Consider the following 14,659-nt stretch of genomic DNA (forward strand, 5'->3'; position numbering starts at 1 on the left):
GCTAACTCATATACCGTCACTTGCTACCGACGAGCGACCTAGGCTTTTTTGAATTTGAGAATCGAAAGCAACTCAATGACCGGACAACTTTCTCTTCCCCGCAATCGGATTTCCGTGCTCTTGTTGGAAGGCATCAGTGAGAGCGCCGTTGACTACTTTTCGTCAGCTGGCTACGTCAATCTGGCACATCTGCCGAAGGCTCTGGATGACAAAGATCTCAAGAGCCATATAGCCGAAGCGCATATAGTCGGAATTCGTTCACGAACGCATCTGACAGATGAAATCTTCAGCTCCGCAAAAAAGCTGATTGCAGTGGGCTGTTTCTCTGTGGGAACCAATCAAGTCGACCTCGAGGCGGCGCGTCGCCGTGGGATTCCCGTGTTCAATGCTCCCTACTCAAATACGCGGTCGGTCGCTGAGCTTGTGATCGGTGAAATCATAATGCTGACCAGGCGGATTTTCCCGCGGTCGGCGTCGGCCCATGAAGGCGGATGGGACAAATCCGCCTTGGGGAGCCGTGAGGTACGCGGGAAAACGCTGGGGATAGTGGGCTATGGCAACATCGGTTCGCAGCTCAGTGTTCTCGCGGAAAGCATGGGCATGAACGTCCGCTATTTTGATCCTTCGGACAGGCTTCGGCATGGCAATTCAGAATCGATGGCTTCGCTCGGCGAGCTTCTCGAAATCTCCGATTTTGTGACGATGCATGTTCCAGAAACGAAGTCCACGCAAAATATGATAACTGAGACCGAACTCCGGAGAATGAAAAAGGGAGCCTTCTTCATCAACAACTCCCGCGGCACCGTTGTGGATCTCGAAGCGCTTGCGAAGGTTTTGAGAGAAGAACATCTCGCGGGCGCGGCCGTCGACGTGTTCCCCAAGGAGCCGGCTTCAAACAGGGATCGCTTCGAAACGCCGCTGCAGGGTTTGGATAATGTAATCCTAACTCCCCATATTGGTGGATCGACGGAGGAAGCGCAGGAGCGCATTGGGACGGAAGTTGCAAGGAAGCTTGTGGAATATTCGGACATCGGCTCAACACTGGGCGCCGTCAATTTCCCCCAGGTTCAACTTCCACCCCGCCCGAACGGTACGCGTTTCATCCACGTTCATCAAAATCGTCCGGGTATTCTGAACAGCCTGAATACTATTTTTTCGTCTCGCGGACTTAACATCGTCGGTGAATTCCTGCAGACGCACGGCGACACGGGTTACGTGGTTATTGAAGTCGAAGGTGCTGGCCAGACAGCGAATGATATACTCGAGTCGCTCCGCCAGATCCCGGGAACGATACGAGCTCGACTGGTTTACTGACGCCGATTGGAAGGCGTAAAGACGCGCCAGGAAAACTGGCGCGATGGCTAGGACAGGGCGTCATCCTCGATGGACCGGGGTTCAGTCCGCACACGTGCCAAGAATTGGCGCCATCAGTTGCACATGTGCATCGATCCGTTCAAAAAACCTTCGCCGGAACGGCCTCTCGCTCTGGCAGCCCGGCAGGCGCGCGATTGGCGAAGGCCTTCCATCGCTGCACGTTCATCCCCTTGAAGGACCACCGGCCGGCCAGTGACAGAGCCATGGCATCCGCAGGGATGTAGGGGACCGTCGAGTGCGCATCGTAAACAGGCGCAAGTTGCGGTTTGTCGCCAGCCTCGCGATAGATCAATGGCCAATTCTTCAGGTGCATGTCGCCGTTACCGGTTATGGCAGCCAGAGCCAGCTGGCGGACGAATTCGAATGCAGAGGCAAGCGAGACGGCAACGCTTAGGGCGGCTGTGATGTCGTGATAGGCGGCCCCTTCATATTTTCCAGACGGATAGACGCCGAAGACCTGTGCAAAATCCTCGATATGTATGCGCTCACCGCCAAGGCCACGACCAAAGCATTTAATGAGCAGGACTTTTCCGTCCGACAGCGAGGAATTTTAATCAGAAGCTGTGGAAATCTGGCGCTCAACCTTGCTTTTGCTACGGCGCATCAGTGACAGCGCCCGCGACCAATGGCAGGGATGCTCGTACCAATTAATGGGGAAGCAACAATGACAACGACCAACGAAATCGCTGACAAGATCGCTGCGGCGCATGGCCTGACGAAGGTCCAGGGTAAGGCAATCGTTGAAGCGGTGATCGCCTCGATCGCTAGCGCGGCTGTCGCCGGGAATGAAACGTCGCTGCCGGGTTTTGGCAAGTTCAAGGTAAAGGCAACGCCCGAGCGCGAGGCTCGCAATCCAGCCACGGGTGCGACCATCAAGGTTGCAGCGGCCAAGAAGCTGACCTTTCAGCCTGCGAAGGCGCTGAAGGATGCGCTAAACAAGTAAAGTGAGAACGACCCCCGCCCTGGTTGCGGGGTCATTTTTAGGAGTCAGTGGGACGACGTAAAGTGTGGCTTCGGCGTCCCACAGAGACATTCGGGCGCAAGTCGTGCAGGAAAAGCGGGTGTGGCTGGGGAGCTCCAGCCTTCATCGTATCTTCGTAAAGACCATTGATGGGAGATGTACAACCGCACTGCGCACATGACGCGTCGGTCGTACCATGAACGCACGGTTCAATCATTGGAGGCCTTAATCCCCCAAGCTAACTACAAGATTAGCGAAGCCCGCAAAAATTCCGCACCGAAAACTCAATCGAGCATCAAAGCCGATTTCGCCTCCAATGACATTGTTCTAAGCTAACGTCCGAACGCTACCGTCACGTCGGTGTATCATGATTGGCGATCTAGCAATTGCGGTACTGGGCGAACTCAACGTCAGCCAAAACGGAGAGGCTCTGCCCCTACCGCAGTCGAAGAAGACACGCGCGCTTCTCGCCTATTTGGCCGTCATCGGAAGGCCCCAGCGTCGCGATCATCTATGCAAGATGTTCTGGCATGTCCCAGACGACCCCCGGGCTTCGCTGAGGTGGAGCCTTCACAAACTCAGACCCATCGTGAACACCGACGGTCATGAGCGTCTACATGCAGACCACGATTCTGTTTCCCTCAGCCTCGAGAGGGTTGACCTGGACATCAGGGGCACAGCATCCCTTCGACGCATCGACCTTAGCGTCATGGATACCGAAACCCTGGAATCTCTTATGGCGATTTTTCGGGGTGAATTTCTCGAAGGCCTCTCCCTGCCGCACTGCCCGAGCTTTGAAGCTTGGCGGCAATATCATCGAGACAAGGCGCTCCGGTTGCACGCGGCCGTTCTGCGCACCCTCATCGGACGGCTCAGGGATAACCCCGAGCGCGTGCACGTTCATTCCATGGCTTTGAAGCGTCTCGCCACAGAGATTGTCGACGTCGATTTGCCCGACCAGCGGTCGGAGCCTCGGGATGCACGACCAATTGCGTTGTCGTGTAGCAGGAGGCCGCAGGAGATTCGCTTCTGCAAGACGGCCGACCAGACGACGATCGCTTACGCAGTGTGCGGGCATGGCTCACCGATCGTGCGAGCCGCTCATTGGACGTCACATCTCCAGTATGAGTGGGAAAGTCCGGTGTGGATGCATTGGATTGACGCTCTTTCGGAAGAAACGATGCTCATCCGCTATGACGAACGTGGAACTGGGCTATCGGACTGGGTTGCCGAGGATATCTCGTTCACCGCGATGATCGCTGACCTGGAGGCCGTTGTCGACGCGGCGGGTCTCGAACGTTTTACACTTCTGGGGGTGTCGCAAAGCTGCGCCGTCTCCGTTGCCTATGTCCTGCGACACCCCGAACGAGTGACGGGCCTCATTCTCTACGGAGGTTTTGTCAAAGGCTGGCGGCAGCGAGGCGACAGCCATGAAATCGCTACCCATGAGGCAATGACCGCACTTATCCGGGAAGGATGGGGCCAGAACAACCCGGTTTTTCGCCATCTGTTCACAACCATGTTCATTCCGCGGGCGAACCAGGTTCAGATGGACTGGTTTGATGAACTGCAACGCATTTCGGTCTCGCCTTGCAATGCCGGCCGCCTTCATGAAGCATTCGGCGAAATTGACGTCTCGGACCTCCTCTCACAGATAAAAGTTCCGACGCTCGTTCTGCACGCACGAAATGACGCTGTCGTTCCCTTTGGGTCCGGAAGGGAGTTCGCAACCGGCATTCCTCGCGCACGGTTTGTCGACCTCGACAGCGCCAACCATATTCTCCTTCCCCACGAACTCGCCTTTGAGCAGTTTGTCCGCGAACTCAGACAGTTCGTCTGCGAAACAGCATAGTGCCTTTGCCAATGTCTTCCCGAAGCATTGAGAGCGGACCTGTGGTGCGGTTTCAACGACCAGGCCGACAGTTTCAACGGTTTCTTCAACGCCCTTTCTCACGCGCACGCCTCACTCTGATTCGACATTCATGGGGAGGTAGGACAATGAAAATTCACAATGTCACCGGCGGTGGAGGCGTACGTCTGCAGGTTCGCGAGTGGGGAAACCAAGATGCGCCATCCATCTTTTTCATCCATGGGTGGTCGCAAAACCATCTGTGTTGGAAAAAACAATATGAAAGCGTGCTTGCCAACGATTGTCGCCTCGTCGCTCTGGACCTGCGCGGCCACGGCATGTCGGACGCCCCGCTGGGAGACGGAAATTATACCGACCCTCAGCTTTGGGCCGACGATGTCGCCGCTGTCATCAAGCAAGTTGATCTGGGATGTCCGATCCTTGTCGGCTGGTCCTACGCCGGCTTCATCATCTGCGACTATCTCCGCCTTCATGGCACCGCTCATGTTGCGGGCATCAACTTTGTGGGCGCAGCAGTCACGCTGAACAAATCAGCCTTCGGCACTTTGATCGGTCCCGGTTTCCTGGACCATGTCATCGGCGCGACTGACGACGATCTTCCGACCAACATAGAAGCAATTCGCAATTTTGTTCGCGGGTGCACTTATTCGCAGCTGCCAGCCGAGGTATTTGAGATGGCAATTTCCTGGAATATGGTCGTCCCCGCGAAGGTCCGCGCTGCCCTTCTGTCCCGTCAGATCGATTCTGACGACGTGCTGGCCAGGATCGATGTGCCGGTCCTTGTGACCCAAGGTGAACAGGACACGGTGATCCTCCCGGCGATGGGGCGGCACCTTCTGAGCATGTGCCCTGCAGCCATTGCATCGTGGTATCCGATGACGGGCCACGCGCCCTTTATGGAAAACCCGGCCAGATTCAACAGCGAGCTTTCTCATTTCGCGCGTGACGCTCAATCCCCTTCGGCCGCAGCAGCAAGAGGCGGGATCAGCCTCGGGCGATAACACGACCATACCCGCCATCGCAGCAGCCCTCAACGAGGATTTCCCGCGGGTCTCGACTTTGAAGGTTTGCGCGAACGTCAGGGAACCGTCTTCGTCAGCCTTAGTGCTCACGAATAGCACGCCGCAGCCGATCGGAAAGTGGCTCCCATAGATAGTCGAGGAAAGTCCGTTTGGACGTCGTGATGAAAGCTTCGACCGGCATCCCCGGAACAACTTGTGTACCAGTTAGTCGATCGAGTTCACCGGGGGGCAAATGAACACGGACGGGGTAGTACGAGATCCGCGTTGGCGTGTCCTCGACCAGATCTGCCCCGATCATTTCCACCTTTCCCTCGAGATCCGGTGTAGTGGAACGATTAAGGCCGCTGATCCTGACATATGTCTTGTCGCCAACATGGATCGAATCGACTTCCTGAGGCGAGATTCTCAGTTCGACGTTTAGCTCGGCCATTTCGGGCACGATCATCATGAGCACTTCGCCAGCACCAACAACGCCGCCGACGGTGTGGACGGAAAGCTCGTGCACGACGCCGGCCAAAGGCGACCGGACGCTAACGCGCGTCAAGGCATCCTTCGCTTCAATTTGCTTTTCGCTGAGCTCATTGATCTTGCTCTCGGTCTCCGCAAGGTCCTTGCCCGCCTCGGCAACAGCAATCTGGTCCAGATTCAGCATCTGGAGTTTTGTTTCGGCAATCTTCGCCCGGATCTCTGCGGTGGACGCTTGAAGTTGGCCGATCTCACCATCGAGTTGCGCCATGTTCCTCTCAAGGATCTTTACCTGGCTAACCAGAACAAGTTGCCTGTCTAGGAGACTGCGAAGGCTGCGAAGTTCCGTATCGAGCAATTGATGTTCGTGCCGTTTCGCACTCTCCTGGAGGGCAAGACCATCGATCTGATTCATCAGCTGCGTCACCCGCTCGGTTAGCTGCTGCTTCTGACCCTGCCGTGCCTTCAGGCGCGCATCGAGAAGTTCCTGCTCTCGATTGAAGAGGATACGCGCCGACATGGGGTCAGAATATTTGACGAAATAGCTCGGAAGCTCGAAATTGAGTGCGCCGTCGCGTTCGGCTCCGAGTCTGGCTGCGCTCATCTGAAGCTCCGCGAGCTGATGCTCGACGATTTGGAGTTCGGACCGCGCATTGGTATCATCCAGACGGAGAAGTGCCTGTCCTCCCGCTACTCGCTGTCCCTCGTGGACAAGAATCTGTGAAACCACTCCACCCGCCTTGTGTTGGATTTTCTTGATGTTGCCTTCGACCTCGAAATGTCCTGACGCAACAACCGCGCTGGAGAGCGGTGCAATGGCTGCCCAAATACCAAAGGTGGACGCGAAGGCGGCAATCAACATTGTGCCTGCCCGCCTGTAGCGGCGAAGCGAATGAGAATGGTCAGAATACCAGGAGGTCGAGCTATACATGGGTGGAGTTCCCACTGGCTTTCAGGGGGATCGCCGCATCGGAAGGCCTCGAAAGGACCGCCATCACATCATCCTTCGGTCCGAAGAGCTTGATGCTTTTTTCGTGAACAAACGCGACTTTGTCGACGGATGCCAGCCCGAGCGGTCGATGAGTAATCACGATCGCGATTCCGCCGCGGCTGCGCACGTCGCTGATCGCATTGCTTAGCGCCGCGTCGCCGGAGGCGTCAAGATTCGAGTTCGGCTCATCGAGAACGACAAGGAACGGATCGCCATAAAGCGCGCGGGCCAAACCAATCCTTTGACGCTGACCACCGGACAGAAACATGCCGCCGTCGCCGATCCTCGTTTCATAACCGTCCGGCATGCCGACAATGAGCTCATGGGCACCCGCAGCCATCGCCGCCTTGATGATCCTTTCCGAGTTGCCATCAGCCTGGAAACGGGAAATCGCTTCCGCGATCGTGCTGTCAACAAGGGCGAGATCCTGGGGCAGATAGCCGACATGGCGACCAAGGCTGTCGCGGTTCCATTGGTTAAGGAGTGCACCGTCAAGCTTCACATTGCCCTTCATTGGCGACCAGACGCCGACAAGGGTGCGTGCAAGCGACGACTTGCCGGAGCCGCTTGGGCCGATAATACCGAGGCCATCGCCTGCCCACAGCTCAAACGAAGCGTTCAGCAAGACCGGATCTGCGGCACCAGGCGCGGCAACGGCAAGCCCATCCACGGTCAGCTTCAGGCGAGGTGGCCTCAACTCAACCTGCTCACCTTCGACTGCAATCGACAGCGAGTTCTTGAGCCTTGTATAGGCTGCCCTCGCCGAAACGAACCCCTTCCAATGGGCTATTGCCGTTTCGATCGGTGCCAGCGCACGAGAGGTCATTATCGATGCGGCGATCATGGCGCCGCCGGATACCTCCTGGTGGACAGCCAGATAGGCTCCCAGTGCCAATATTGACGATTGAAGGATCGTGCGGAATATCTTCGCAAATGCACCCAGACTGGCCTGGACGTCACTTGCCTGCAAACTTGTATCGCGGAAATCGCGGCTCAGCTTTCTCCACCTGCTGGCCATCGCTTCATGCATGCCCATTGCATCGACTGCCTCCGAGTGACGTCGCGCCGATTCCGCAAAGAGATGTTTCCGATTTCCCTGTAACGTGGCTTCATGCGTGGGGGCGCGAACTTGCACATCCGTTGCAACCGCGAGGAAGACAATGACGCTCCCGCCACCGACGGCGAGCCAACCGAGCCACGGATGCAATAGAAAACAGCCGATCACGAAAAGCGGCATGAAAGGAAGGTCGAAAAGTGCGGTCGGGCCCGGACTGCCAAGAAACGCGCGAACCTGATCGACATCACGAAGAGGCTGCATTGCTTCGTCCGGCTTTGCGCCCTTCAACGGCAAGAGGCTGGTGGCACGAAAGGCCAAGCTTGAAAGATCTTCATCGAATTGCGCGCCAATCCGGCTCAGCATTCGCAGTCGAAACGAGTCCAGCAATCCCTGAAGCAAAAATGCCACAAGCGCAATTGCAGACAGAACCAGCAGCGTCTCGACGCTGCGGCTCACCAAGACCCGATCATAGACCTGAAGCATGTAGAAGGAGCCGGTCAGCGTCAAAACGCTGATCACAGCAGAAAAGAGCCCGACTGCTCTTAGATCTGACAGGCGGCGCTTGAGCGCAATACTCGCAGGTAGCGTGCTGGATAGTCTAGGGTCGAATAGGGCATGATTTGCATTTGCAGCGCGCAGCGGCTGATGCATGTGAAGCTCCATCTCTCGCTCGGCGAAGCGCACGTTTGTCTCAGTGGGGCCGGCCAATTCCGGAGGGGGTCCAAGGGCTGGCCGGCCCCCTGCCTCAGACGACCAAGAAGTCGGCTGCCTGGAGCGTGAGGTTTGCTTCGAGGGTGGCAAAATGCACCGTTCCTCCGTTGGCGGTGCCGTCGCTGTCGTATGTCAGCCAACCGTTCGTGGTGTTGTAAATAATTCTGTCGGAACTATCGTGGGCGGTACCCGTGGCCGAACTCCAGAAGGCTGCTGCGAGCAGATTTCCGTTGTTTCCAACCTGGCTGAATATGCCGTTTGCGTTATCCAGGACGATGCGATCGTGGTCCGCCGAATTGGCGGCGGTGCTGACAAAATTAGTGATCGTATCGACGCCCGCGCTGTTCAGGTTGGTGTTGAAGACAAACTGGTCTGCACCCGCATCGCCCGCGAGGACATCGTTGCCGGAACCGCCGACAAGAGTGTCGTTGCCATTTCCGCCGTTCAGCGTATCGCCGCCGCCCCCGCCCGTAAGCGTATCGTTTCCGTCACCGCCATTCAGCGTATCGCCGGCGTTGCCCCCGGTAATGGCGTTGTTGAGGGCGTTGCCGTTACCGGTAAACGATACATTGCCGGTGTAAACGAGATTCTCGACGTTGTCGGACAGGGTGAACGTGGGCAACGACGTGCGCACCGTATCTGTCCCCTGGTTTGCATTTTCATGGATCATGTCACCTGCGTTGTCGACAATGTAAGTATCATTGCCAGCTCCACCGGTCAGTGAATCGGCACCTGCTCCACCGTCCAGCGTGTTATTTCCGGAGTTGCCGACGAGACTGTTCGCACCGCCGTTGCCGGTACCGTTGATATTGCTGCCGCCGGCCAGGGTCAGGTTTTCGAGGTTGTTTCCGAGCGTATAGCTCGTCGAACTAAGCACAAGGTCCGTTCCGCCGTTCGCCTGCTCGACGATGGTGTCAGTGCCCCCGAAAAATCCTCCATTGCTTGCGATCACGTAGGTGTCATCACCGATGCCGCCAGTCAGTGTATCGCTGCCTGCTCCGCCATCGAGATAGTCGTTGCCATCGCCACCGTTAAGAGCGTCGTTGCCATCGCCGCCAAACAAACGATCGTCACCGGCTAGCCCGTTCAACACATCGTTCCCGCCAAGACCGAAGATGGCATCTCCGATCAGCAGACTGCCGGTGCCGCTCAGCGCGCTAGCCCCGGTGTTACTGGACGTGGTGCCAACGACGAGGTTCCATGTATTTGACTGCACCGACTCCGGATTTCCGAGTGCGTCCACGAAGGATGCCACGAGCCGGATCAGCTTTCCAGATGTCTGGCTCTGACTGAGAACATGCTGGCTGGATTGCTGCCCGCTAGCGGTGCCGCTCTGCACCGTAGTCCAGGCGACACCGTCAGCGCTTGTTTGCCAGTTGTAGCCGCTATTTGGAATAGTGACGCTGCCTTGCGGATTTGCCAGAGTGATGTTGTCTGCGTCAAAAAGCGCACTCGTTGGTGTAAGGCGGGCCAGGCTCCCTTGGTCTCCGGCGTTGAACGACAGCGTTCCCGTGGGAATGTGGTTCGCCAATTGATCGACGGTGATTGTCCGATCTGCAAATTGCACAATGTCGATCCCGACCAGAAGGTCCGTGCCATCCGGCGATCCGGGCCTGTTATCCTGTATCTTGTAAGCCAGAACAGTACCCTGGTTTGCCGACGTAAAGGTAACTGTAGTTACCGTGTAATCGGCTCTGTTGCCTGAAAAGATCACGGTATCCGATCCTGCGGCGGCGGGGTCGGAGCCGAGCACCATGTTCTTGAACTTCTCGGTCTTCAGCAAGTCCGTGTAGTGCGTGGCAAACATCTGAGTCCCAAGCGCAACGTTCCCGAGGAGACCGGCGGTGAGGACGTTTCCAACGGAATGCACGGCATTGCCAAGCGCGTCCAGACTGGTCGAATAGCCGCTGTAGGCGCCGATAAGAGTATCGAGACGGATGCTGTCGCCAATGATGACATCGTTGCCGCCGCTGCCGATGTTGCCTGTCGCGTCAGCAACAGTCGTATTGAAACGATCGGCACCTCCACCACCGATCAACCAGTTATCTCCGGCATCCCCGATCAGTCTGTCGTTGAACCTCGATCCCACGATGCCTTCGATTTGACTGAGCAACTGGTTGAAGGGATTGAATGCGGTTCCTCCGTTGGCTGCGGTCAGACCCTGGTTGCGCAGGTCTGCCGGGACATCGAGCACGATGCTCACATCGCTGTAGGATGCCATGTCAAAGCCGTCGCCGCCAAGGGCCTCATCGGCATCGCCAACCTGCGCGGCCTGTCCAATGCCACCCATGATAATGTCGTCGCCACCTTCGCCAAGCAACATGTCGGCGCCCGAGCCGCCCGAAAGGATGTCATCCCCAAGGCCGCCGCGTAGTTCGTCGGGGCCGTCACCACCATACATCTCGTCATTGCCGCCATCTCCGAATGCGAGGTCGGTGTCACCGCCGGCGTCGATGTAGTCGTCGCCGCTGCCGCCGTAGATCTCGTCGATGCCGGCTTCGCCATAGAGCTTGTCGTTGCCGCCGCCACCGATGACGACATCGAGCGCACCGGCACTGGTGCCGGCGTAAACAATATCGTCGCCAGTGCCTCCATCGAGGAAGTCCTCGATGTCGCCGCCATAGATTACGTCCTGACCATCGCCGCCGTAGAGATGGTCTGCGCCGGCTTTTCCGTCCAACACATCATCCCCCCGGTCGCCATAGACCGTATCGTCGCCATTGCCTGCGTCGATCCAGTCGTCATTGTCGGTGCCGGCAATCACTTCGTGAGAATTGTATCCCGAGGCTGGTGTACCATCGGGGTTTTCGCCCATGTCCGGACGGAAATCGCGGATGAAAGTACGTGTGGTGCCGAGGTCGGAATTGGATTTGGTGATAAGACCACCATTGCCGACGATGCCGTTACCGAAGCCCGAGTATATACCGTAGCCCAGATTGGCTGCGCCGCCGACAACATCGATCCCGTTTGGCGTCGCCGCGTAACTTGACAACAACGCGCCATAGGCGTGGGCGTTTTGGTGGTCCTGCGTAATCAGCTGGTGGTTCGCATCATATTTCAGGTCGCCCATGTTAGCGGCGACCGAATTGCCATTGATGTCAAGGATGAGCTCGCCTCTGACAGCCCGCAGTGCCGTGCCAGGCACGATCGTACGGGCGAGTTCGATATTGCTGTCTGCGTATCCCATGACGTCGCCGTTCAGGTGAATTGCGCCAGTCGTGCGTTCGATAATGTCCTTGAATTGTTCGGTGACGATGGCGTGCCCGAGATCGGTATCAATGTTCAAGGCTGTCTGGAGGCGGTAGATGTAGTAGAAGCGATCGCCATCCATCAGCCTTTCCATCTGATCTTCGAAAATCGCATTGAACGTCGTCCCGAGCTGGCCGGTAAAGACGTGCAGTTCGGCCAGACCGCCAATCCAGAGGTCTATGCTGTTGAAGCCGTCAGCCCCGATCGGCGGTTGGTCACCCGGGTTGACCCCGGTATTGTTGAGAAACGCTATCGCATAGTTGACGGAAAAGCCCTGTGCTTCAGCCGAACCTTCGGCGATCGTGCCGTTCTCCAGGCCGACGATTGCTTCGGCCTTTGCCAGATCTCCGTCAAACGCGTAAGCCGCGATGAAATTCACCAGCGACTGCGGGTGCTGCATCTGCGACCCAAATTCAGCCCAGCTTGTGTACGGGTTTAGCGCATCGACAATGAGATTGGTATGGTGCGGCGTCGCCGGATCAGCTGCGCGTTCCGCGACCAATGCGTCGTGAAGCTGCCGGCGCACCTCGTTAAGGGTTGGGATTCCGAGGTCCCGGCCGCGGGCGATGTTGATTGCAGCAAGGTCGAGCGGTTGTCCGAGCAATGACTGCTGCATCGCAGGCGTCAGAAACTCGTCCACCTCGTTCGATAGCTGCTGCGACATGCCCCGGACGATGTCGGTTGCGCCAACGGCAGCGAACTGCCCAGGGTTCAGGAAGGCGCCCGACAGGGCAAACTTGCTGACCAGACCATTGGGATCGATGGCGTCGATCGTCTCGCGCAGTTGCGAGTGGCCGAACCGGAAGGCTGCCTGCGCGTATTCAAGGGAGATATCGGCCTTGATATCGTTGTCGTAAGTCACGAACTCGGGCAGGTCCGGGGTAACGAGGCGTGCATATTGGTCGATTGCCACATGCTGATATTCCATTTCGTTGATCAGTTTCGTGGCTTCGAACATCTTGTCCGGATCCCATGAGATGGGACCGCCGGGTGAAACAAGATAGTTGCCGTTTGCGTCTGTGTAAGGACCATTCGGTCCATTGACGGCGATCTGGAAATTGTGGCGCGAGGCTGCATCCGTCTGGCCGAGGATTGCGTTCTCCAGGTTGACGAGCTGGACATTGTGGTTCTCGTGGAAGACATGATGCAGGGCCGTGAGGCCGAAATTCTCGTTGGCCCGACCGTCGCCTGCGATGTAGTGGTTTCCGACCGACTGCATCAACGCTTCGCTGACTGCCGCATACTGCGCGGCGGTGACAGCTACGCCACCCACTGAATTGCGGATCGAAAAGTTCGAAAAGTCGATGAAGGACATGAGATTGGCGGCAGTTATGCCGCCGGCAACGATCGTCGCATTGCCGTAGTTGATGGCCGCGAGGTTCGGGTTCATGTCCAGTAGCAAGGCCTGGCCCGTGAAGACGTAGCCTCCCAGGGTGGCGCCATTCGTATCGATCACATGGCCGCTGGTATCGCGAGCGCGGTAGTTATTGATATCATCCCATGTCAGATCATCGCGGCCGGTTGCTAGCAAATGAGCACGCAGCTCAGCAAGCGTAGGTACGGTCCTCGTTGTCGTCCCAACCCCCAGTCCATCGGGACTGGCATCGTTGAAGACATTACTGTTGTATGCCTGCGTCTGATGACCGTCGAAAAGCTCCGCGCCCGGGCGGTATTGCCCACTGTTGGGGTCCAACACCCATGCCCGCAGCAACAGTGTGATTTGCGTATCCGATCCATAGCTCTGGCTTTGGTCGATATATGGTGATGTGTGATTGGTGTAGGTCGGCAGGGCAGGCTTGGCAACCGGCCCAAAAACATCGGCATCCTGTCCCGTCCCTCCCAGAACGCCATCGGCACCCAGTGATTGGACGTCATCAGCGGTCCCCCAGATGTTGTCGGCGCCCGCTATAGACACCTGGCGGCCGTGTATATCCCGCAACGTGTAGTCATCCGGCGTCGCGCGCGAGATGGTAATTGTCGTGTTGCCGGGGTCCGTAGGATTGTTTGTCCCCGGTGCCCTGTAAAGGGGGTCGCCCGGATCCAGCGGGATAATGATCTTTGCGCCCTGCCCGCCCTTGTCGATGAAATCAAGGCCATGATCGAAAAATTGTCCGAACAGGGTGAATATGCCGCTCGTCGACGGGTCACCCGGCAGGGTATTGAGGTTGCGCACGATGTTCTCGGTATGAACTGAACCGTCCGCATAGGTGGAGGTGATGACGTCGGTCACGGTGCCTGGCGCATTTGCCTCGACCCTTTCAAGGGCGCCACCCTCATTGGACGAGCTGATCGTCTGCGCGATCATGCGCGGTGTATAGTCGACCACGCTCTTGTTTGGATCGGCGTACGCTGCCGGCGTTGCCAGCGTCGTAGCCGCATTTGGATCGCTGATTGTTGGATGTGTTGTGAGATAGCCATCATGTGTCGCATCTCCGGCCAGCGCCCGATTGGTCAATACCTGGTGCACATAATGGCTGTAGTCTGCCACCGTAAGGCGCGGGAAGGGGTTGTCGGTGGCGCCCCACGTCCAGCGGGTCAGATCCACAAGGTTGTTGAACAACCCGCTTGGTATACGGAAGCCGCTCGCTTCGCGCGCACCATCGTAAATTGACAGGCCGGTTATCGGATCGACGATGCCCAGCGGGTCAAAAGTTCCAAACAACCCCAGCTCGTGGACGACGCCAGCAGAGTCGTGATACCCATAAATCGGTCGGCCTTGTGCATCGAATCTGACAATAAAAATCGCATCGCGCATCTGGTCGAGCAGATAGTTGATATCGCCTAATGTTATTTCAAACGGTTTAACGGAGGGCATGTTCATCTCCCCTTGCTGGCGCGATCGCGCAAATGATTTTGCGTGCACCCGACAAATTCCATTAGGAGGAGTGTGATCCATATTCAGTTCGAATATTAGCTCAGAAAGACCCATGCGATGGTTGAACTGAAGTCCAACGGGCGG

The 14,659-nt window shown here is 57.2% G+C and carries 7 protein-coding genes and 1 pseudogene; 4 read left to right on the plus strand and 4 right to left on the minus strand.

All coding sequences use genetic code 11. The annotated features are described in order from the left end of the window. The first annotated feature begins 75 nt into the window (after nucleotides 1-75). Nucleotides 76-1,314: a phosphoglycerate dehydrogenase gene (gene serA / locus FHT97_RS19145; protein WP_183755997.1), complete on the plus strand. Its 1,239-nt coding sequence runs from the start codon at nucleotides 76-78 to the stop codon at nucleotides 1,312-1,314. An 81-nt stretch (nucleotides 1,315-1,395) separates the two neighbouring features. On the opposite strand, the pseudogene FHT97_RS19150 reads toward serA, so the two are convergent. Further along, a pseudogene (locus FHT97_RS19150) lies at nucleotides 1,396-1,918 on the minus strand (HipA domain-containing protein); the annotation flags it as partial. Between the two features lie 120 nt (nucleotides 1,919-2,038). On the opposite strand from FHT97_RS19150, the gene FHT97_RS19155 reads away from it, so the two are divergent. The 3 genes from FHT97_RS19155 to FHT97_RS19165 all read left to right on the plus strand — a co-directional run bounded on the left by FHT97_RS19155 (nucleotide 2,039) and on the right by FHT97_RS19165 (nucleotide 5,206). Further along, nucleotides 2,039-2,317: an HU family DNA-binding protein gene (locus FHT97_RS19155; RefSeq protein WP_183755998.1), complete on the plus strand. Its 279-nt coding sequence runs from the start codon at nucleotides 2,039-2,041 to the stop codon at nucleotides 2,315-2,317. A 754-nt stretch (nucleotides 2,318-3,071) separates the two neighbouring features. Further along, entirely contained in the window at nucleotides 3,072-4,187 is a 1,116-nt protein-coding gene (locus FHT97_RS30890) for an alpha/beta hydrolase (protein WP_246712687.1), read from the plus strand. A 146-nt stretch (nucleotides 4,188-4,333) separates the two neighbouring features. Next, entirely contained in the window at nucleotides 4,334-5,206 is an 873-nt protein-coding gene (locus FHT97_RS19165) for an alpha/beta hydrolase (RefSeq protein ID WP_183756191.1), read from the plus strand. A gap of 100 nt (nucleotides 5,207-5,306) precedes the next feature. Here FHT97_RS19165 and FHT97_RS19170 read toward each other — a convergent pair whose 3' ends face one another. From FHT97_RS19170 to FHT97_RS19180, 3 genes are all read right to left on the minus strand, one after another. Then, nucleotides 5,307-6,623, minus strand: coding sequence for an HlyD family type I secretion periplasmic adaptor subunit (locus tag FHT97_RS19170; RefSeq protein WP_183755999.1), 1,317 nt, complete (start codon nucleotides 6,621-6,623; stop codon nucleotides 5,307-5,309). Next, nucleotides 6,616-8,391 (minus strand): type I secretion system permease/ATPase, encoded by a 1,776-nt coding sequence (locus tag FHT97_RS19175; protein WP_183756000.1) that lies wholly within the window; start codon nucleotides 8,389-8,391, stop codon nucleotides 6,616-6,618. The genes FHT97_RS19170 and FHT97_RS19175 overlap by 8 nt, the downstream gene beginning before the upstream one ends. A gap of 94 nt (nucleotides 8,392-8,485) precedes the next feature. After that, the gene (locus FHT97_RS19180) at nucleotides 8,486-14,515 is read right to left on the minus strand and encodes a peroxidase family protein (RefSeq protein WP_183863922.1); all 6,030 of its coding nucleotides are present in this window, start codon (nucleotides 14,513-14,515) and stop codon (nucleotides 8,486-8,488) included. Nucleotides 14,516-14,659: the final 144 nt, after the last annotated feature.

This window comes from Rhizobium sp. BK399 (genome assembly GCF_014194695.1).
GTDB lineage: Bacteria > Pseudomonadota > Alphaproteobacteria > Rhizobiales > Rhizobiaceae > Rhizobium.